The organism is Streptomyces sp. NPDC001822, from assembly GCF_042892135.1.
In the GTDB taxonomy this organism is placed as follows: domain Bacteria; phylum Actinomycetota; class Actinomycetes; order Streptomycetales; family Streptomycetaceae; genus Streptomyces.
The window spans coordinates 286742-305760 of sequence record NZ_JBIATW010000006.1; the positions used below are offsets into that span (position 1 = coordinate 286742).

At 71.8% G+C, this 19019-nt stretch carries 17 protein-coding genes and 1 pseudogene; 7 read left to right on the top strand and 11 right to left on the bottom strand.

Annotation, left to right across the window (positions count from 1 at the left end; all coding sequences use genetic code 11):
• Nucleotides 1-271 precede the first annotated feature (271 nt).
• From ACFYY2_RS16855 to ACFYY2_RS16870, 4 genes are all read right to left on the bottom strand, one after another.
• The gene (locus ACFYY2_RS16855) at nucleotides 272-439 is read right to left on the bottom strand and encodes a hypothetical protein (RefSeq protein ID WP_388743027.1); all 168 of its coding nucleotides are present in this window, start codon (nucleotides 437-439) and stop codon (nucleotides 272-274) included.
• A 358-nt stretch (nucleotides 440-797) separates the two neighbouring features.
• On the bottom strand, nucleotides 798-1766 hold the full coding sequence (locus ACFYY2_RS16860) for a tetratricopeptide repeat protein (protein WP_388743029.1): 969 nt from the start codon (nucleotides 1764-1766) through the stop codon (nucleotides 798-800).
• A gap of 334 nt (nucleotides 1767-2100) precedes the next feature.
• A complete protein-coding gene (locus ACFYY2_RS16865; protein ID WP_388743031.1) occupies nucleotides 2101-3354 on the bottom strand; it encodes an NAD(P)/FAD-dependent oxidoreductase in 1254 nt (417 codons plus the stop codon).
• Nucleotides 3355-3447: 93 nt separating this feature from the next.
• A complete protein-coding gene (locus ACFYY2_RS16870) occupies nucleotides 3448-4392 on the bottom strand; it encodes an RNA polymerase sigma-70 factor (RefSeq protein WP_388743033.1) in 945 nt (314 codons plus the stop codon).
• Nucleotides 4393-4574: 182 nt separating this feature from the next.
• Here ACFYY2_RS16870 and ACFYY2_RS16875 point away from each other — a divergent pair, with 182 nt between their 5' ends.
• The 6 genes and pseudogenes from ACFYY2_RS16875 to ACFYY2_RS16900 all read left to right on the top strand — a co-directional run bounded on the left by ACFYY2_RS16875 (nucleotide 4575) and on the right by ACFYY2_RS16900 (nucleotide 10401).
• Entirely contained in the window at nucleotides 4575-5462 is an 888-nt protein-coding gene (locus ACFYY2_RS16875; protein ID WP_388743034.1) for a DUF2797 domain-containing protein, read from the top strand.
• Between the two features lie 57 nt (nucleotides 5463-5519).
• Complete coding sequence (locus tag ACFYY2_RS16880; RefSeq protein WP_388743038.1) at nucleotides 5520-6407, top strand: amidohydrolase family protein; 888 nt, start codon at nucleotides 5520-5522, stop codon at nucleotides 6405-6407.
• A 120-nt stretch (nucleotides 6408-6527) separates the two neighbouring features.
• On the top strand, nucleotides 6528-7265 hold the full coding sequence (locus ACFYY2_RS16885; protein WP_388743041.1) for a response regulator transcription factor: 738 nt from the start codon (nucleotides 6528-6530) through the stop codon (nucleotides 7263-7265).
• Between the two features lie 60 nt (nucleotides 7266-7325).
• Nucleotides 7326-7674: pseudogene (locus tag ACFYY2_RS16890) on the top strand (hypothetical protein); the annotation flags it as partial.
• A 373-nt stretch (nucleotides 7675-8047) separates the two neighbouring features.
• Entirely contained in the window at nucleotides 8048-9547 is a 1500-nt protein-coding gene (locus tag ACFYY2_RS16895) for an MFS transporter (RefSeq protein WP_388743043.1), read from the top strand.
• Nucleotides 9548-9627: 80 nt separating this feature from the next.
• A complete protein-coding gene (locus ACFYY2_RS16900; RefSeq protein WP_388743046.1) occupies nucleotides 9628-10401 on the top strand; it encodes a TetR/AcrR family transcriptional regulator in 774 nt (257 codons plus the stop codon).
• A 61-nt stretch (nucleotides 10402-10462) separates the two neighbouring features.
• Here ACFYY2_RS16900 and ACFYY2_RS16905 read toward each other — a convergent pair whose 3' ends face one another.
• The 5 genes from ACFYY2_RS16905 to ACFYY2_RS16925 form a co-directional block, all read right to left on the bottom strand.
• Nucleotides 10463-11410, bottom strand: a complete 948-nt coding sequence (locus tag ACFYY2_RS16905) for an NAD(P)-dependent oxidoreductase (protein ID WP_388743048.1) — start codon at nucleotides 11408-11410, stop codon at nucleotides 10463-10465.
• 8 nt (nucleotides 11411-11418) lie between these two features.
• Nucleotides 11419-11889 carry a PPOX class F420-dependent oxidoreductase gene (locus ACFYY2_RS16910; protein WP_388743051.1) on the bottom strand — a complete coding sequence of 157 codons (471 nt, stop codon included), beginning with the start codon at nucleotides 11887-11889 and terminating at the stop codon, nucleotides 11419-11421.
• A 115-nt stretch (nucleotides 11890-12004) separates the two neighbouring features.
• Nucleotides 12005-12820 (bottom strand): YceI family protein, encoded by an 816-nt coding sequence (locus ACFYY2_RS16915; protein ID WP_388743054.1) that lies wholly within the window; start codon nucleotides 12818-12820, stop codon nucleotides 12005-12007.
• A gap of 180 nt (nucleotides 12821-13000) precedes the next feature.
• Complete coding sequence (locus ACFYY2_RS16920) at nucleotides 13001-15481, bottom strand: MFS transporter (RefSeq protein ID WP_388743057.1); 2481 nt, start codon at nucleotides 15479-15481, stop codon at nucleotides 13001-13003.
• A 23-nt stretch (nucleotides 15482-15504) separates the two neighbouring features.
• Nucleotides 15505-16017 (bottom strand): MarR family winged helix-turn-helix transcriptional regulator, encoded by a 513-nt coding sequence (locus ACFYY2_RS16925; RefSeq protein WP_388743060.1) that lies wholly within the window; start codon nucleotides 16015-16017, stop codon nucleotides 15505-15507.
• A 326-nt stretch (nucleotides 16018-16343) separates the two neighbouring features.
• On the opposite strand from ACFYY2_RS16925, the gene ACFYY2_RS16930 reads away from it, so the two are divergent.
• Nucleotides 16344-16559 carry a hypothetical protein gene (locus ACFYY2_RS16930; protein WP_388743063.1) on the top strand — a complete coding sequence of 72 codons (216 nt, stop codon included), beginning with the start codon at nucleotides 16344-16346 and terminating at the stop codon, nucleotides 16557-16559.
• A 329-nt stretch (nucleotides 16560-16888) separates the two neighbouring features.
• Here ACFYY2_RS16930 and ACFYY2_RS16935 read toward each other — a convergent pair whose 3' ends face one another.
• Nucleotides 16889-17755: an RNA polymerase sigma factor SigF gene (locus tag ACFYY2_RS16935; RefSeq protein ID WP_388743066.1), complete on the bottom strand. Its 867-nt coding sequence runs from the start codon at nucleotides 17753-17755 to the stop codon at nucleotides 16889-16891.
• 234 nt (nucleotides 17756-17989) lie between these two features.
• A complete protein-coding gene (locus ACFYY2_RS16940) occupies nucleotides 17990-18847 on the bottom strand; it encodes an RNA polymerase sigma factor SigF (protein ID WP_327116543.1) in 858 nt (285 codons plus the stop codon).
• Nucleotides 18848-19019 lie beyond the last annotated feature (172 nt).

Sequence of the window (19019 nt, forward strand, 5' to 3'; positions counted from 1 at the left end):
CCCCGGAGACTACGAGTCTGCCGTGTCGGGTGGCCAGGGGCTCGTGGCAGCCGCCCGACTCGTGTTCAGCCGGATGCGCCGAGACAGCGAATCTCTGTGCCGCGCGTTGCGGAGGGACGTTGAGACGTGGCGGCTGGGCCGATGTGACCAGGCGCTGCCCCTCGGCCGGATTCCGCCTGCTGATCGATCGCGTCGCGTATCACGCCCGCTCCACGGTGTGCGGATCTCCCGCCGACGCGATGGGAGCCGGGCGAGTGGTGGGAACGCGGGCTCAGGCCCGTCGCCCCGGCAGTTGCGAGGCCCCGATGAGTACGAATCCGGCCAGCATCCCGACGAGCCCGACGATGAAGAAGAGCTCCGTGTCGGCATCCGCGAACAGGCTTTCCACGGCCTGGGCGCTCAGGCAGATGGAGATCAGAAGCGCGCCGTATCCCCACATCCGGGGCCGAACCGTCCTTCTGCGCAGCCAGGGGAGTATCCAGCCCGACCGGATGGCGGCGATTCCACTCCCGGCAGCAAGCGGCGCCAGTACGGCACTTGGCCCTATCAGAGTCCAATTCACGTGGCCCGCCCCTGGATCGTTGCCCTACGAAGGACTCAATCATGGCGCGCGGCCATGGCCGGTCCGTGAATCCGAGGTTGAGACCCAGCGACCCCGTCGTTGACTCTGCCCGCGGCCGGAGAGCCTGAGTGCATGCCGGCGGGGCCCGTATCCGACCCGGTGCGGTCGGCGGGCTGCCACCGTGGACTCCGCTCTTCGGCGGTGCGTGGGACGGGTCGGCGCCGGCGGGGTGCGGTCAGCCCTTGCCTGTGCGGATGGCCTCGGCCACGAGAGCCGGGGGCAGTCCGGGCCCGGCGCACGCGTAGTCGATCAGCAGTTTCCGGTAGGAGGGGTTCGCGAGCTCCGGGGCCAGGGCGATCAGGGCCCGCAGGTCGTCGGGGGAGCCGGTCAGGCGCGTCCGGTAGGCGGCGTCCGCCGCGCGCAGGGATACCTCGCGCGGTTCGTGCCGCAGACCCCGCTGGACGAGGTCCGCGGCGGCGGCGAATTCGCCTTGCTCGGCGCGTACGTCGGCAAGGTCCAGACAGAGGGACCAGTTGGCGGGGTCCAGGGCCAGGGCGCTCTCGAAGGCCGCCGCTGCCCGGTCCAGCTCGCCCATCGCGCGCCAGGTGGCCGCGCGGGCGACCGCGGTCCACATGACCCGGTCGACGGCGTCGGCGCGGTCGCACAGGTCGAGAGCCAGCTCGTAGCGGCCGCAGGCGCGGGGCAGCCGGGACATGGCGGCCAGTGACTGGGGTACGGGGCTTCGTTCCGACACCCTGTCCACGGCGTGGAACCAGGGCGTGAACCGCTCACGCATCCCGTCGGAGTCGAGGTCGTGGCCGTAGTCCAAGGTGCGCAGGCACGCCTCCGCCAGCGCCTCGGCGCTCACCGCGTCGAGGAAGCGAGCGTCGCCGAACCACGGGGCCGTACCCCAGGCCACTTCGGGCCGCGCGCCCGTGACCGAGCCCAAGGTCATCGCCGCGTTGTCCATGTCCCCGTCGAGGAATTGGAAGTACGCCTGAGCCAGCACGGAGCTCGCGGATCCGTCCCCTCCGAGGCCTTTCCTGAGTTCCGGGCGACGGTCCCGCCACAGCTCGGCGAGGGCGGCATAGGGCTCCGGGGACGCCGGCGCGGACGCTATCGCCCCCGCCAGGAACTTCACGGCGGCGACCGGGCTTCCGCCGCAGTGCGCCATCACGCGGGCGAGACCGATGCCTGCTGCCACCGACCGGTTCGGTCCGGACCCATGCCCGGACTCAGGCTGAGGCTCGTACTCGGACTCGAACGCGGACTCAAACGCGGGCTCAGGAACGGACTTCGGATTCGACACCGGCAGAGGATATCCGTGGCCTGAGGTTCTCTGTCCCGTTCCGCACCCTGTGGGAGGCGTCAAGGATCGGCCGCGCCGCACGGATTCCGGGCCGTGGACCGGTCCGCCGGCCGGCCCGGGAAGGGCCGCCGGTTCGCCCCGGGCCGGCCGGACACCTCGACGCCTTTCGATGACCCTCGACGCCCCTGACACAGGCAGACTCCGTTCAGGCCGAGGCTCAGGCCGAGGCTCAGGCTGATCCCTCCACCGCCGAGCCCTCGACGACAGCGCCCTCCCCCGCGATGCGGCCCTCTGCCACGCGGTTCTGGTTCTGTGCGCCGCTGTCCCGCGTGACGCGGCGGCGCCGGGACGGGAGTCCGATCGTCGGGTTGGCCACGCTCCACGCCGCGCCCTTGCAGATCAGCTCCTTGTAGAGCGCGGCGGTGCGTCCGGTCAGGGCCGCCCGGACGGATCGGTCGTCGGCCGTGACGTACTGGATGAGGCCTTCCCTGCGGCCCAGGGAGATGCACTGGTTGAAGTAGCGCAGCGGGGTGTTCGGGAGCTTCGTGCCGGTCAGGCGGGCCGCGATGGCGTCGGCGGCCTGCCAGGCGGTCGGTGTCCCCGTCGCGCAGGACATCCGCAGCGGTTTGTCGGCGGGGCCCATCGCCATCGCGGCGTCGCCGATGGCGTAGACGTCGGGGTGGGAGACCGACCGCATCGTCCCGTCGACGACGATCCGGCCCGTGCCGGTGACCTCCAGAGCGGTGTCCCGTGCGATCGGGTGGACCGCGAAGCCGGTCGTCCACAGGGTCACCGCCGCGGGGATGTCCCTGCCGTCCGCCGTGGTGACGCGGTCGGTTCCGACGGCGGTGACGGCCGTGTGCTCGTGCACGGTGATGCCGAGCCTGTCGCAGACCTGCCGCACGTGCCCCCTGCCCTTGGGGGAGAGCCAGTCGCCGAGCGCCCCGCGTGCGGCGAGGGCGACGTCGAGGTCCGGCCGGGCCTCGGCGATCTCGGTCGCGGCTTCCAGACCGGTGAGGCCACCGCCCACGACGACCACGGTCTGTCCGGCGCCGAGCCCGGCCAGCCGCTCACGCAGCCGGAGCGCCCCGGGGCGGCCGGCGATCTCGTGGGCGTGCTCGGCGGTGCCGGGGACGCCCTGGGTGTTCCAGGTGCTGCCGAGGGCGTACACGAGCGTGTCGTACGCGAGCTCGTCGGTGCGGCCGTCCGGGTCGCTCACGGCGACGGTCCGGCGGTCGACGTCGACGCCGGTCACCTTCGCGAGCCTCAGCTCGACGCCGGTGCCCGCGAACATCTCGTCGAAGGGCCGGGGGCGGAGGTCCTGGCCCACCGCCAGCTGGTGCATCCGGACCCGCTCGACGAAGTCGGGCTCGGCGTTGACGAGGGTGAGGGCGACGTCGTCGCCGTGCAGTCGCCTGGCGAGGCGGCCGGCTGCGATGGCTCCGGAGTATCCGGCGCCGAGGACGATGATCCGGTGCTTCATTTCCCTGCTCCTGTCTCGCGCGGGTTCGCCCCTTGAACCGGGCAGCCCGCCGATTCCTGACAGGACCCCGGTGTGAAGCGGCTCACACGTGGATCAGAAGGCGATGAGCAGGGGTTCCCCGTGGTCGGACGCGGCCCAGCGCAGGGTCGCGCGTTCGAGCTTGTCGGGGTTGACCTGGCTGCGGAACGCGGCGATGCCCTCCGGGGTGATCTCCAGGCACATGACGCCGATGACCCGGCCGTCGACGACCACGACGACGGCGGGTGCGTGGTTGGCGTCCGAGACGTAGACCTCGGGGGAGCCGCCCACGATCGCGCGCTTCGCCTTGCCGGGCTTGAACAGGCCCCGCATGAACTTCGCGACCGCGAGGGCGCCCTCGAACGCCTTCGCGCGGGCGGGCACCTTCCCTCCGCCGTCGCCGATCGACACGGCGTCGTCGGTGAGCAGCCGCACGAGCGGTTCGGTCCGGCCGCTGGTCGCGGCCACGAGGAATTCCTCGACGATCCGCCGGGCGGCGGCCTCGTCGATCTCGGTGCGGGTCCTGCCGTCCACGACGTGCTTCTTGGCGCGGTGGAAGATCTGCTGGCAGGCCGTCTCGGTGATGTCGAGGATCTCCGCGATCCTCCGGTGCGGGTAGTCGAAGGCCTCCCGCAGGACGTAGACCGCCCGCTCGTTGGGGGTGAGGCGTTCCATGAGGGTGAGGACCGCGTACGAGACGGACTCGCGCTGCTCGGCGGTGTCGGCGGGGCCGAGCATCGGGTCGCCCGCGAGCAGCGGCTCGGGCAGCCACTGGCCCACGTAGGTCTCGCGGCGGGCGCGCGCGGAGGTGAGCTGGTTCAGGCACAGGTTGGTGAGGACCTTCGTCAGCCAGGCCTCGGGGACCTCGATGCGGCCGGTGTCGGCGGCCTGCCAGCGCAGGAACGTGTCCTGTACGGCGTCCTCGGCGTCGCTCGCGGAGCCGAGGAGGCGGTAGGCGATGGCATGCAGGCGGGGCATGGAGGCTTCGAACCGGGCCGTGTCGTTCGCGGTCAGCGCCATGGCCCGGATAGTAGCCCGCGTGGCGGGCCGGGGAGCTGTGGTGGACGGACGGTAAGCCGGCGGGCGGTGGTCGCGGCGCGGGGCCCGCCCGGACCGGTGCGGCGGGAGGGGACAATGGGGCTCCGACGCGTGCGTGGTCCGGGAGACCCGCACGCCCACCGCACGAGCCGACCGGGGGTGCCGTGACCGGCTGGCGCTGCACCGGTCTGAGCTGGCCCGGAGACGTGCCGGTGCTCGGCTGGGCGCGGGGCGGCGGAGCCGGGCGGGGGCGGACGAGTGCCCTGGCGTACGGGACGGAGCTGGGCTTCCGGGCCGACGGCGAGCGCCACTGCGTGGGGGCGCGCGGGAACGCCTGCCCGGTGTCGGCCGCCGTGCCGGCCCGGAGCACGGGTGCGCGGTGCGCCGAGTGCGCACGGCTGGACCGTGCGCACTCGGTGGCGGCCGACACGATCGCCGACGACCCCCGGACGTACCGCGTCTATCTGGCCTGGTTCGGGCCCGGCATGGTCAAGGTCGGGATCACCGGGGAGGCGCGGGAGGCGGCCCGGCTGCGCGAGCAGGGGGCCGTGGTCTTCAGCTGGCTGGGGCGCGGGCCGCTGATGGCCGCCCGGCGGACCGAGGAGCTGCTGCGCTCCGCGCTCGGTGTGCCCGACCGGATTCCGTACGCGCGCAAGCGCGCGGTCCGGGCCGGTCTGCCGGGTGCGGCCGAGCGTGCCGCGGAGATCGAGGGGCTGTACGGGCGGGCCGCCGCGCTGGAGGGGGCGGGCTGGCCGGAGGCCCTGGAGCGGCTGCCGTTCGAGGCGGTCGACCACGCCGGGGTGTTCGGGCTGGCCGGTGCCGGGCCGGTGGCGCGGGTGGTGACCGGGCTGGTGGACGGGGGTGTGGTGGCCGGGCGGCTGGTCGCGGCGGCGGGACCCGACCTGCATCTGAGGACGGTGGACGAGGACGTCGTCGTGCTGGACACCCGGCTCATCACCGGCTGGGACCTGGTGGCCGCCGACGCCCGGGCGGGAGTGAGCGCACCGGCCGTGTCCGCTGGGGGCGGTGGTGTGCAGGACGGCCTGTTCTGAGATCGTCGCCGGGGGCGTTCCCAGAGGCGTACGAGGCGGGTGGGAGTGGTGGGGCGGATGAGCGGTGACGGACGTGACCGTGAACGCGAGGACGTGCTTCGCTTCCGGCAGCGGCTCGGGCTGCCCGGGATCATCGACGTCCACACGCACTTCATGCCGGAGCGGGTGCTCCGCAAGGTATGGGCGTACTTCGACTCGGCCGGCCCCCTGACCGGGCTGGAGTGGCCGATCACCTATCGGGACGACGAGGACGAACGGCTCGCCCTGCTCCGCTCGTTCGGCGTGCTCCGGTTCACCTCGATGCTCTACCCGCACAAGCCGGGGATGGCGGCCTGGCTGAACGGCTGGGCGGCCGGGTTCGCCGCCCGGGTGCCCGACTGCCTGCACACCGCCACCTTCTTTCCCGAGGAGGGCGTGGAGACGTATGTCCGGGAAGCCGTCGCGGCGGGGGCGCGCGTCTTCAAGTCCCACCTCCAGGTGGGTGCGTACGACCCGAACGACCCGCTGCTGGAAGCCGTCTGGGGGCTGCTGGCGGAGGCGGGCGTGCCGGTGGTGATGCACTGCGGGTCCGGACCGGCGCCGGGCGCGTACACCGGGCCCGGGCCCGTCTCCCGGCTGCTCTCCCGCCACCCCCGGCTGCGGCTGGTCGTGGCGCACATGGGCATGCCGGAGTACACGGAATTCCTGGACCTGGCCGCGGCGTATCCCGAGGTGCGGCTCGACACGACGATGGCGTTCACGGACTTCACCGAGGACTTCACCCCCTTCCCGGCGGGCGAACTCGGACGGCTCGCGGACCTGGGGGACCGGATCCTGCTCGGTACGGACTTCCCGAACATCCCGTATCCCTACGTCCACCAGCTGCACGCCCTGGAGCGCCTCGGACTGGGTGACGACTGGCTGCGAGCGGTCTGCCACGGGAACGCGGACGCGCTCTTCCGCTGAGCCCCGCGCCCGCGGTCACCGCGGGGGCCCCTGGGCGCGGCGCGTTCCGCGGGCGGGTTTCTCAGGAAATTCACAGGTGGGCGAAAGGTACCTCTCACGGCCGTCTCACAGGCTTGGGCCATGACGACGACCTCGCCCCAGGGGCGTACCGAACTGCTCAGGGCGGATCGCAGCCCCGTCCGCGTGCTGGTGGTGGACGACGAGGCTCCGCTGGCCGAGCTGCTCTCCATGGCGCTGCGCTACGAGGGGTGGGAGGTGCGCAGCGCGGGGGACGGTGCGGGTGCCGTCCGGGCCGCGCGCGACTTCCGTCCGGACGCGGTGGTCCTCGACGTGATGCTGCCCGACACGGACGGGCGCGCCGTGCTCGGCCGGCTGCGGCGCGAACTGTCGGACGTGCCGGTGCTGTTCCTCACGGCCCGGGACGCGGTGGAGGACCGGATCGCGGGGCTCACGGCGGGCGGGGACGACTACGTCACCAAGCCGTTCAGCCTGGAGGAGGTCGTGGCGCGGCTGCGCGGACTGATCCGCCGCTCCGGTACCGCCTCCGTCCGCAGCGAGTCGACGCTCGTCGTCGGTGACCTGATGCTGGACGAGGACAGCCACGAGGTGAGCCGGGGCGACGACTTCATCCATCTGACGGCGACCGAGTTCGAGCTGCTGCGCTTCCTCATGCGCAATCCGCGCCGTGTGCTGAGCAAGGCCCAGATCCTCGACCGGGTCTGGAACTACGACTTCGGCGGCCAGGCGAACGTCGTCGAGCTCTACATCTCCTACCTGCGCAAGAAGATCGACGCCGGGAGGTCCCCGATGATCCACACCCGGCGCGGAGCGGGGTATCTGATCAAGCCGGGTGACTAGCCGGGTGGCCCGGGGAAGAGGTCCGGCGGGCGCCCTTGGACGCTGCGGACCCGGCTCGTCGTGTCCGCTGTCCGCGGTGACGCTCATCGCGGTCGTCGCGGCCGTGATCGGTTCGGTCACCGCCATTGCCTTCCACAGCTACATGTACGGCAAGCTCGACGGCCAGCTGCGCGACATCTCCCTGATGGCCGAGGCGCGCCCGCCGGCGGCGGCAGACCCGCACCGGGCGTCCCGGTGGAGAGGGAGCCGCTCGACTTCGTCGGCAGGGGCGGGGGCCAGCCCCGGGGCCGGGCTCGTCGCCGCCGGGTCCTGCGCGGCCATGGTCGGTGTGGCCCTGCGCCCGCTGCGCCGGGTCGTGGCCACCGCCACGCGGGTCTCCGAACTCCCGCTGCACAGCGGCGAGGGTGCGGCGGCCAGGATCTCGTCGTGGGTCGAGGAGACCTTCGAGGAGGTCACGGTCGGCAGCGCGACCTTCTACGACCTGACCTCGCCGAAGGACGGGGAGTAAGGGCCGGCGGCAGGACCGAGGGGCGTGGCCCGGGGTGTTCACCCCGGGCCACGCCCCGTTCCGATGGCGGGGCGAGGGCACAGCACGGCGAACGGGCAAAGGAGTTGTACGGCGTACAGGACTCCCTTACGGTGTACAACGCGCCCGCTGATCCGCACACCCGAGCAGCACCGTGCGGGCGTACCGGCACGTGCACCGCCCGCCCGTGCACTGCCGGTGCACCACCCCGTGCACCACCCCGTGCACCGCCCGTGCACCGGAGACAGGAGTCCGTATGACGGCGACCGCCGCCGAAGAGCACGACCCGGCCCTCCGGGGCGCCCACGCGCAGCGCTGGCTGATCCTCGGCGTCATCTGTCTCGCCCAGCTCACCGTGCTGCTCGACAACACCGTCCTGAACGTCGCGATCCCCTCGCTCACCGGCGAACTCCACGCCTCCACCGCCGACGTGCAGTGGATGATCAACGCCTACTCGCTCGTCCAGTCCGGTCTGCTGCTGAGCGCGGGGAGCGCCTCCGACCGGTACGGCCGGAAGAAGATGCTGATCACGGGCCTGGCGCTGTTCGGTGCCGGCTCGCTCGTGGCGGGGCTCGCGCAGTCCTCCGGCCAGCTGATCGCGGCCCGCGCGGGCATGGGCGTCGGCGGCGCACTGCTGATCACGACCACCCTCGCGGTCGTGGTGCAGATCTTCGACGACACCGAGCGCGTCAAGGCGATCGGCATCTGGGCCACCGTCAACTCCCTCGGATTCGCCGCCGGTCCGTTGATCGGCGGCGCGATGCTGAACCACTTCTGGTGGGGTGCGATCTTCCTGGTCAACATCCCGGTGGCGGTTCTCGGTCTGATCGCGGTCGCCCGGCTGGTCCCGGAGTCCAAGAACCCGAGCGGTGACCGCCCCGACCTCGTCGGCGCGCTGCTCTCCACCCTCGGCATGACGGCGGTCGTGTACGCGATCATCTCCGGCCCGGAACACGGCTGGGACTCCGGGCGGGTCCTGCTGACCGCCTTCGCGGGGGTCGCCGTCCTCACCGGCTTCGTCCTCTGGGAGATCCACGTCCCCCACCCGATGCTGGACATGCACTTCTTCCGCGACCAGCGGTTCACCGGCGCGGTGGCCGGTGCCGTCCTGGTCGCCTTCGGGATGACCGGATCACTGTTCCTGCTGACCCAGCACCTCCAGTTCGTGCTCGGCTACGAGCCGCTGGAAGCGGGTCTGCGCACGGCCCCGCTCGCCCTCACCGTGGTGGTGCTCAACCTCACCGGCCTCGGCGCCCGGTTGGTCCCGAGGGTGGGCACGCCCGCGACCATCGCCACCGGGATGGGCCTGCTCTCCGCGGGACTCGCGGCGATCGCCCTGCTGGGCGGCCGCGGATACGGCGGCATGCTGCTCGGGCTGGTCGTCATGGGTGCGGGCATCTCGCTCGCCATGCCCGCGATGGCCAACGCGATCATGAGTGCGATCCCGCCGGAGAAGGCGGGTGTGGGGGCCGGAGTGAACGGCACGCTCGCCGAGTTCGGCAACGGGCTCGGGGTCGCGGTGCTCGGCGCCGTGCTCAACTCGCGGTTCGCCGCGCTCGTACCGGGCGCCGTCGGGGCGGCCTCGCTCCCCGCCGCGCTCGCGGCGGCGGAGGGCCCGGGGGAACGCGCGGCGGTCACGGACGCCTTCGCCTCCGGTCTGGAGACCAGCCAACTGGTCGGCGCCGCCGCCGTCCTGGCCGGCGGACTGCTCGCGGCCGCCCTGCTGCGGAGGGCCGAGGGCGCGCGGACGGACTGAATGTCCCAGGTGGCGGGCATAGCATCGGACGGGGGTGCCGGTACGCAGTCAGTGCCACCGGACGAAGAGGAGTGTGCGCCATGGGGTCCGCGGAAGACCGTGTGAAGAACCCTTCGCGGGTCAGTGTGTGGCTGGACCGGCGCACACCGTCGCGCGCCCGCAGGGCGGACCAGCCGGCCGGCCTGGACCGGGACAGGATCACGACGGCGAGCGTCCGGCTGCTCGACGCGGACGGCCTCGCGAAGTTCTCCATGCGCCGCCTCGCCGCCGAGCTCGACGTGACGGCGATGTCCCTCTACTGGTACGTCGACACCAAGGACGACCTGCTGGAACTCGCCCTGGACACGGTCTTCGGCGAGATCCCGCCGCCCCGCGAGGACGCCGACTGGCGCGACCGGCTCCGGGAACTCGCCACCAGCTACCGCCGGATGCTGGTGCGCCACCCCTGGGCCTCGGCGCTCGCGGGGATCTTCCTGAACATCGGCCCGCACTCGATGCTGTTCTCGTACGCGGTCCAGGACGTCATCCGGGCCACCGGACTGCCCCTCGAACGCCGCACCGGCGGGATGTCGGCCGTCTTCCAGTTCGTCTACGGATTCGGCACCGTCGAGGGGCACTTCGTGCAGCGCACGGCGGAGGCCGGGCTCAGCCAGGACGAGTACGTCGAGCGGGCGATGGGCTCGATCCGCGCGGACCCGGAGCTGAACCGGGCGATGGCGCCCTCGGAGAGCCTGATGCAGGCACGCGGCGGCGGCACCGTGGAGGAGATGCGGGAGAGGGACTTCGGGTTCGCGCTCGACCTCCTGATCGCCGGTATCGAGGCGATGTGCGAGCGGTCGCCCCGGCCGTCGTAGGGCCGCCCCGGGACCCCCTTGTGCCGGCACCCTTGGCACCGGCCGGGTGGTGGGGCGCCGGTCAGTAGCCCCGCCGGGTGTCCACGGCGAGTGCGGGTGCGCGCCCCTCGGCGACGGCCTCCCAGCAGGCCGCGAAGTCCGTGACGACGTCCTCGTCGGCCGTGATGCCGGACGAGTGCGAGGTGATCACGGTGTGCGGCAGCAGCCAGGCCGGGTCGCCGGGGCCCGCCGGTTCGTCCGGCAGGACGTCGAGGACGGCCCGCCGTACCGTCCCGTCGCGCAGGGCGTCCCCGAGCGCCGTCATGTCGACCGTCGCACCCCGCCCCACGTTGATGAACGACGCGCCCCGCATCGCGGTGAACCGCGCGGCGTCGAAGAAGCGCTCCGTCGCGCCGGTCAGCGGCAGCGTGGACACCACCCATCGGGCGTCCGCGAGGGCGGCGTCCTCTTCGGCCGTCCCGGCCAGGACCACCCGGTCGAAGCCCGCGGATACGGCGCGCGGGGTGCGACCGACGCCCACCGTGCGCACCCCGCACGCCCGCAGCAGCCCGGCGACGGAGGATCCGATGCGTCCGGTGCCGTGGACGACGGCCGTACGCCCGGCGGCGAGTTCGGAGGGGAGGCGGTGCCACTCGGCGCGCGCGTGCTGGGCGGTGTGCTCCGCCACCGACTGGCACTCGGCCAGGATCCAGCCCAGCGTGTACTGCGCGATCCGCTCGCCCATCCGGCCGACCGTCCTGGTGAGCAGGGCGCCTTCGGGCCAGGTTCCGGAGGTGAGCAGAGCGTCCGTACCGGCGTTGACGCTGTGGAACCACAGCAGCCGCGTGGTCCTGAGGGCGTCGGGCAGGACGTCCCCCACGTATACGAAGGGGACGTCGGGTCCGGCGCCGTCCCCGGATCCGGCCGGTCTTCCGGTGATCCGCTCCAGCTCGCGGACCACGGACGGGCCGACGGACGGCGAGGTGAGCAGACGGGCCCGGGAGAGCGGGCCCGGAGCGGGCGGCTTCATGCGTGTGGTCAGCTGCCGCCGGCCAGGCGGGCGGGGAAGCCTCCGGTGGCGACCGGGCCCCAGCGCTCGGGGGTGATCCGGATGAGGGACTTCCCCTGCCTGACCATCGCGGCGCGGTACTCGTCCCAGTCCGGGTGCTCCCCGGAGATGTTCCGGAAGTACTCGACGAGGGGTTCGACCGAGTCCGGTGAGTCGATCACCTCGGCGGAGCCGTCGATCTGCACCCACGGGCCGTTCCAGTCGTCCGACAGGACGATGACGCTCACGCGGTCGTCGCGCTTGGCGTTGCGGGTCTTGGCCCGTTCGGGGTAGGTCGAGACGACGATCCGGCCCTCGTCGTCGACGCCGCAGGTGAGCGGCGACCCCTGGGGGCGGCCGTCGGACCGGGTGGTCAGCAGGATCGCCCGGTGCCTGGGGCGCACGAAGTCCAGCAGGTCCGCGAGTTCCACGGTGGTGTTGGTCGCGATGTCGGTTGCCATACGGCCAACCCTAGGCGGTCTCCGCACGGTCCCGCCGTGCGCCCGGGGCCGTATCCCCCCTGACGGGAGGAGCGGGGGCGGGACCGTGCGGAAGGCCCGTGGCCGTCCGGCGGACCTACGCCGGGACGGACTCGCCCTGGACCGCCTGGATGTCGAGTTCGACGCGCAGGGTCGTGCCGATCGCGGAGATCCCCGCCTGCAGCACCTGGTTGTAGTTCATGGCGAAGTCGTCGCGGCGCAGTTCCGCCGTCGCGTGGAAGGCGGCCCGCACGCCTCCCCACGGGTCGGGCCCGGTGCCCAGGTAGCTGAGGTCGAGGTCGATGTCGCGGGAGACGCCGTGCATCGTCAGCACGCCGTTCACGGTCCAGCGGTCGGGACCCGCGGGGGTCAGCGCGCGGGACCGGTAGGTGATCTCGGGGAAGACCTCCGCGTCCAGGAAGTCCGCCGAGCGAAGGTGCTTGTCCCGCATGGCGTTGCCCGTGTCGATGCTGGTCGAGGCGATGAAGGCGTCGACCCTGGAGCGCTGGACGTCCTCGGCGATCTCGATGCGCCCGCCGAACTCGGTGAACCTGCCGTGCACGCTGGAGATCCCCAGGTGCTGGGCGACCGCGGCGACGGAGGAGTGCACCGGGTCCAGCGACCAGGTGCCCGGCGGCGGCAGCTCCACGCCGCCCTGCCGGGCCAGCACCACGGTGCCGGCCTCCACACGGCCGCCGGCCGTGACGAGTGCGGTGGACGCGGCGGGGGCGTAGCCGACCGCCGTGACGATCACCGTGTACGCACCGGCGGGCAGGAGGTCTTCGGTGCGGACGGCCCCGTTCTCGTCGGCGGCGGCCCGGAGCACCTGGGTGCCCGTCATGTCGGTCACCGTGACGACCGCGTGCTGGACCGCCCAGCCGTCCCGTGTCCGTACCTGTGCGCGAAGTCCCATCCCGTTTTCTCCTTGCTCAAATCACTGGTGAGGCAGCGACTCGGATGAGTCGGGCCCCGGGCGGGACCGGCAGGCCGTCCCCTGCCTGCCGGCCCCGCCACGAGGCCCTTTTCCGCCGGCGGCTCAGCCTCTCCGCTCGAAGTGCTGTTCCGCCAGGGGTCTTTGTGGATCTTCCGTGAGTTACGCGCCCGGGTGGGCGAGCTCGATGTCGTGGCCGTCGACGCCGTTGCCGGCCACGGTCAGCGCACCGGCCACCGGCGGGTAGCCGGTCGCGATCACGGAGTACTCGCCGGCGTCCAGGTCGGTGAAGGCGTACACGCCGTCCTCCCCGGTCGTCGACGTGGCGACGACGTTGCCCGCCGCGTCGACGAGCGTGACGCGGGCGTCGTTCAGGGGTGCCCGGCCGGAGCCGGCCCTGACGACACCGCGCACCAGCGCACCGGACCGCAGGGCGGCGTCGACCCGGGTGACGCCCTGGCCGGCGACGTCCACCGGCATGGCCAGCGGACGGAAGCCCGCGGCCGTGACGGCGACGGTCACCGAGCCGGGAACCAGCTCACCGAAGGTGAACTCGCCCGCGTCGCCCGAGATGCCCGTGGCCAGCACGTCGCCGCGCACGTCGGTCACGACGACCATGGCGCCCTGGACGGGCGTGCCGCCCTCGACGGTCCGCACCGACCCGGCGAGACCGCTGGTGCCGGCGAGGAGGATGTCGTAGGCGACGGCTTCGTCACCGACGACCACGGTGGACGCCTGGGGCTGGAAGCCGTCGGCGGACGCGATCAGGACGTAACTGCCGGAGCCCGGCGCGTCCAGGACGTAACCGCCGTCGGCCTGGGCGACGGAACGCCCGAGCTGGCGGCCGCCCAGCGAGATCAGCGTGACGGCGGCCTGGGCGACCGGTGCGCCCTCCGCGCCGCGCACCACACCGCGTACGGGGGTGCCCTGGACCGCCGGCTCGGTGGTCGTGGCCACCGCCACCGGGGCGTCGGTCCGGGGGAGCGCTGCCGTGTCCGCGGCGGCCGGCGCGACGGCGGCCGCGGCGGCGGCCGGCGCGTCCGCCGCCTCGGGAGTGTCGTTGCCCGCCCGCGTCTTCAGCGCGACCTCCTTGATGAAGAGGGTCAGCAGGAAGGCGAGGAGCGCGGCCGGAGCGGCGAACAGGAAGACGTCGCCGACACCGTGGCCGTAGGCGGCCTCGACGACCGTACGGAACGGCGCGGGCAGCTTGTCCAGGTCGGGGATGCCTCCGCCACCGGTTCCCCCGTGGCCCAGTGCGGCGCCCTCGGGGCCGAGGTCGGCGAGGCCGTCCTTGACGTAGCGGGTGACGCGGTTGGCCAGGACGGCGCCCAGTGCCGAGACGCCGATGGCACCGCCGAGGGAGCGGAAGAAGGTGACGACGGAACTGGCCGCACCCAGGTCCTCGGGGGCCACCTGGTTCTGTGTGGCGAGCACCAGGTTCTGCATCATCATGCCGATGCCGAGGCCCATGACGAACATGAAGACCGCGATGTGCCAGTACGCCGTGTCGTACCGGATGGTGCCGAGCAGGCCGAGACCGGCGGTGACGAGGAAGCCACCGCTCACCAGCCACGCCTTCCAGCGGCCCGTCTTGGTGATGACCTGCCCCGACACCGTCGAGGACAGGAAGAGACCGGCGATCATCGGGATCGTCAGGACGCCTGACATCGTGGGCGACTTGCCCCGTGCCAGCTGGAAGTACTGGCTGAAGAAGACGGTGCCCGAGAACATCGCGATACCGACGAACATCGAGGCTGCGGAGGCCAGTGTGATCGTGCGGTTGCGGAAGAGGCGCAGCGGGATGATCGGCTCGCTGGCCTTCGACTCGATGAGCAGGAAGACACCGATCAGGAGGACGGTGCCGCCCAGCATCGTCCAGGTCTGCCAGGAGACCCAGTCGTACTTGTCGCCCGCGAAGGTGACCCAGAGCAGCAGCAGCGAGACCGCGGCGCTGATGAAGAACGCGCCCGACCAGTCGACCTTGACCTCGCGCTTGACCACGGGGAGCTTCAGGGTCTTCTGGAGCACGAAGAGGGCGATGACCGCGAACGGCACACCCACGTAGAAGCACCAGCGCCAGCCCAGCCAGCTGGTGTCGGTGATGACACCGCCGAGCAGCGGGCCTCCCACGGTGGCGACGGCGAAGACCGCGCCGAGGTAGCCGCTGTAACGCCCGCGCTCGCGCGGGGAGATCATCGCGGCCATCACGATCTGGGCGAGGGCGGAGAGGCCGCCGACGCCGACGCCCTGCACGACGCGGCAGGCGATGAGCATGCCGCTGCTCGTCGACAGGCCGGCGACCACCGAGCCGCCGACGTAGATGAGCAGTGCTATCTGGACCAGCAGCTTCTTGCTGAACAGGTCCGCGAGCTTGCCCCACAGCGGGGTGGTGGCGGTCATGGACAGCAGCGCGGCCGTCACGACCCAGGTGTAGGCGCTCTGGCCGCCACCGAGGTCGGAGATGATCTCGGGCAGGGCGTTGGAGACGACCGTCGACGACAGGATCGCGACGAACATGCCGAGCAGCAGCCCGGTCAGCGCTTCCATGATCTGCCGGTGTGTCATCGGCGTGCCTGCGGGGGCCTCGACGGCCCCGTGCTTGGCGTGGCCGCCCCGCACACCGGATGGTGTGGTCGTAGCCATGTGTTTCCTTCTCTTTGCTTCTGTTACACGGGTGTACGGGTGTGGGACTCGTCCTGGTGCCCGGTGCGGCAGTCGCCGCTGTGCCTCCCTGGGGCGCATCCCCCGGAGCCGCGGCAGGAGAAGCTGTCGCGCAGCCGGGCCAGCAACGTGTTCAGCCGGCCGACCTCCTCGTCGGACCAGTCGACGAGGTGGTGGGCGAACATCTCGGTCGTCCGCCGTGTCAGCTCGTCGAGCAGCTCGTGCCCCGCGGGGGTCAGCCGCAGGATGCGGGACCGCTTGTCCGCCGGGTCCAAAGACCGTTCGATCCAGCCGTTCTCCACCGCGTGGGTCACATGTCTGCTGGTCACGGACATGTTCACGGACAAGAGCTCGGCCAGCCGGGTGATCCGCATCTCGCCGTACCGCTCCAGCAGCGTCAGTACGGTGGCCGAGCCACCGGGACACTCGGCGGGCAGGATGCGGGCGAGGCCCCGTTTGACGGCTCCGACGGCGCTGAGCTGCCGGGCCAGTTCTTCGTACTGGCTCCGTGCCGCCACTGGCCCTCCATACATCTCGCAGGGACATCTTGTTGCTTAGGGCAACGATAGAAGCAGATGGTTGCCGCAGGCAAACGAAATAGGCCTTGCATAAGTAAAGGAAAGCCAAAGCCTGCGCAGGGGGCGGGTCAAGCTGCCAGCGCACGCGGGGGTGCTCCGCGTCGGATGTGTTCCTCGTCACAGGCTCCGACCGGCCGCGTCCTGTGCGTGTGACGCACGGCGCCCCAGGCCAAAGGGTGAACAGGACGTGGGTGCGAAGGAGGGGTATCAGCCGCCGAGGACCCGGGGGTTGGGCGAAAGGCCTGCGTTCGCTAGGGTCCTGGGCCATGGCACATAACCCCCACGCCCCGCAGCCGGGCCCCGAGGGCACTCACGACCCGGCGGGCAGCACGCAGATGTTCCGCGCGTTCGTCGACGACGGCGAGCCGCAGGGCGGGCAGCAGCCCGCGGCCACCTCGTCCGGCCCGAAGACCGGGGTGATCGCGGCCGTCGTGGCGGTCGTCCTCGTCCTCGGTGCGGTCGCCTGGCTCGCGCTCGGCTGATCCGACACCGTCCCGGCGTCGCCGGCTCTCCGCACGGCCCGGGTCCAGGGTCGCCGGAGGACCTTCCGCGCACGCCCCCTTCTCGCACGACCGCTCCCGCTCCGATCGCCGGTGCGGGAGCGGCCGCGTTCCCGGGGCCGTGCGGCACCACCGGCGCCCCCTGGCAGCCGTGCGCGCCAACTCACGCGCCCGTGGGGCCGGATGACGCGCGCGGGGACGTCTCCGGGCGCGACGAGGCCGCCGGGGCGAGGGCTGTGGTGCCCCGGCGGCCGTGGACCGTCCCGCCCCGGCCCGCCGGGTCAGTCGGCGAGCCGTTCCTGCCTGCCGGGTCAGTCGGCGACGAGCCCTTCCCTGAGCTGGGCGAGGGTCCGGGTCAGCAGCCGCGAGACGTGCATCTGCGAGATGCCGACCTCCTCGCCGATCTGCGACTGCGTCATGTTGGCGAAGAACCGCAGCATGATGATCTGCCGCTCGCGGGGCGCGAGCTTGGCGAGCAGCGGCTTGAGGGACTCGCGGTACTCGACGCCCTCCAGCGCCGCGTCCTCGTAGCCCAGGCGGTCGGCGAGCGAGCCCTCGCCGCCGTCGTCCTCCGGGGACGGGGAGTCCAGCGAGGACGCCGTGTAGGCGTTCCCCACGGCCAGGCCGTCGACCACGTCCTCCTCGGACACCCCGAGTGCCTTGGCGAGTTCCGGCACGGTCGGTGAGCGGTCGAGCTTCTGGGCGAGTTCGTCGCTGGTCTTGGTGAGGGCGAGGCGCAGCTCCTGGAGCCTGCGGGGCACCCGCACCGACCACGAGGTGTCGCGGAAGAAGCGCTTGATCTCCCCCACGACCGTCGGCATCGCGAACGTCGGGAACTCCACGCCCCGTTCGCAGTCGAAGCGGTCGATCGCCTTGATCAGGCCGATGGTGCCGACCTGGACGATGTCCTCCATGGGTTCGTTGCGGCTGCGGAACCGCGCCGCCGCGTACCGCACGAGCGGGAGGTTGAGCTCGATGAGTGTGTCCCGCACATAGGCCCGCTCCGGGCTGTCCGTTCCGTCGGGGCCCGAGGCGGGACCCAGGGCGGCGAGCCGCAGGAACAGGGAGCGGGACAGCGTGCGGGTGTCGATGGCTTCCGGCGAGCTGGTGAGCACGGGAGGTGCCGGCACGCTCTTCGTGAGCGTGAGCACCTTCGAGCTGCCCTGTTCTGTGGACATGCCACCCCCTTGAGGTCGCGGACGGTCGCGGTGGCCACGACCATCGGAGGAACGCAGCCTCCACCTGAATACCGGAGGTAGGGCTGCGGCAAACGCGGTTCGAGCAGAATGTCACATGTCGGCAACACGCTGTAGTGACATGTCGACAAGTCAGCCGCGAAAGTGCGCAGGAAACAGGGGGTGTGGGGCTTTTACGCCTGCGGAACCGATCTTTCTCCGGTCTACCCGTTCCAGCTACGCCTCGATCCTGTTTGCGGATCTCAGGCGGGCGAAACTTCGGGCCAGAAGCCTTGACACGTGCATCTGGGAGACGCCGAGTTCGGCGCTGATCTGCGACTGCGTCAGGTTGTTGTAGTAGCGCAGGAGCAGGATCCGCTGCTCGCGCTCGGGCAGCTGGACGAGCAGATGGCGCACCAGGTCGCGGTGCTCGACCCCGGCCAGGGCGGGATCCTCGTAGCCGAGCCGGTCCAGGAGGCCGGGCAGTCCGTCGCCCTCCTGGGCCGCCTCCAGCGAGGTCGCGTGGTAGGACCGGCCCGCCTCGATGCAGGCGAGGACCTCCTCCTCGGAGATCTTCAGCCGGTCGGCGATCTCGGCGGTGGTCGGTGAACGGCCGTGAGCGGTCGTCAGGTCCTCTGTGGCGCCGGTGACCTGGACCCAGAGCTCGTGCAGCCGGCGCGGCACATGCACGGTCCGTACGTTGTCCCGGAAGTAGCGCTTGATCTCGCCGACCACGGTGGGCATGGCGAACGTCGGGAACTGGACGCCCCGTTCCGGGTCGAAGCGGTCGATGGCGTTGATCAGGCCGATGGTGCCGACCTGGACGACGTCCTCCATAGGCTCGTTCCTGCTGCGGAAGCGGGCCGCCGCGTAGCGCACGAGCGGCAGGTTCGCCTCGATCAGCGCGGTGCGCACCCGGTGGTGCTCGGGAGTGCCCGGTTCGAGGTCCTTGAACCGGCCGAAGAGGACCTGGGTGAGAGCCCGGGTGTCCGCGCCCCGGGTCCTGGCGGGCGTGGTGGGGTCGGGGGTCTCGGTCTGGATGTCGTCCGTCTGGACGTTCTGGGGCGGGACTTGAGGCGCTGTACTGGCCGGCACGGTGTCGCCACCCCTTTGCGGTCAACTACGGTCAACTCATCCGTCAAAAGCGGTCATAGCATCACAAGACATGTCCACTGTGTGCAAGCACCGCATAGAGTCGTGTTGGGGGTGTTTTGGTTTAAACATGGCGAAAAGCCCCTCTCCTGAAAGGGAGGGGCTTCGCGTGCCT

What these genes read in the sequence shown, in the direction of transcription:
- ACFYY2_RS16855 (WP_388743027.1), bottom strand. Translation starts at nt 439, where the DNA reads ATGTGGGGATACGGCGCGCTTCTGATCTCCATCTGCCTGAGCGCCCAG.
- ACFYY2_RS16865 (WP_388743031.1), bottom strand. Translation starts at nt 3,354, where the DNA reads ATGAAGCACCGGATCATCGTCCTCGGCGCCGGATACTCCGGAGCCATC.
- ACFYY2_RS16870 (WP_388743033.1), bottom strand. Translation starts at nt 4,392, where the DNA reads ATGGCGCTGACCGCGAACGACACGGCCCGGTTCGAAGCCTCCATGCCC.
- ACFYY2_RS16880 (WP_388743038.1), top strand. Translation starts at nt 5,520, where the DNA reads ATGAGCGGTGACGGACGTGACCGTGAACGCGAGGACGTGCTTCGCTTC.
- ACFYY2_RS16885 (WP_388743041.1), top strand. Translation starts at nt 6,528, where the DNA reads ATGACGACGACCTCGCCCCAGGGGCGTACCGAACTGCTCAGGGCGGAT.
- ACFYY2_RS16895 (WP_388743043.1), top strand. Translation starts at nt 8,048, where the DNA reads ATGACGGCGACCGCCGCCGAAGAGCACGACCCGGCCCTCCGGGGCGCC.
- ACFYY2_RS16900 (WP_388743046.1), top strand. Translation starts at nt 9,628, where the DNA reads ATGGGGTCCGCGGAAGACCGTGTGAAGAACCCTTCGCGGGTCAGTGTG.
- ACFYY2_RS16905 (WP_388743048.1), bottom strand. Translation starts at nt 11,410, where the DNA reads ATGAAGCCGCCCGCTCCGGGCCCGCTCTCCCGGGCCCGTCTGCTCACC.
- ACFYY2_RS16910 (WP_388743051.1), bottom strand. Translation starts at nt 11,889, where the DNA reads ATGGCAACCGACATCGCGACCAACACCACCGTGGAACTCGCGGACCTG.
- ACFYY2_RS16915 (WP_388743054.1), bottom strand. Translation starts at nt 12,820, where the DNA reads ATGGGACTTCGCGCACAGGTACGGACACGGGACGGCTGGGCGGTCCAG.
- ACFYY2_RS16920 (WP_388743057.1), bottom strand. Translation starts at nt 15,481, where the DNA reads ATGGCTACGACCACACCATCCGGTGTGCGGGGCGGCCACGCCAAGCAC.
- ACFYY2_RS16930 (WP_388743063.1), top strand. Translation starts at nt 16,344, where the DNA reads ATGGCACATAACCCCCACGCCCCGCAGCCGGGCCCCGAGGGCACTCAC.
- ACFYY2_RS16935 (WP_388743066.1), bottom strand. Translation starts at nt 17,755, where the DNA reads ATGTCCACAGAACAGGGCAGCTCGAAGGTGCTCACGCTCACGAAGAGC.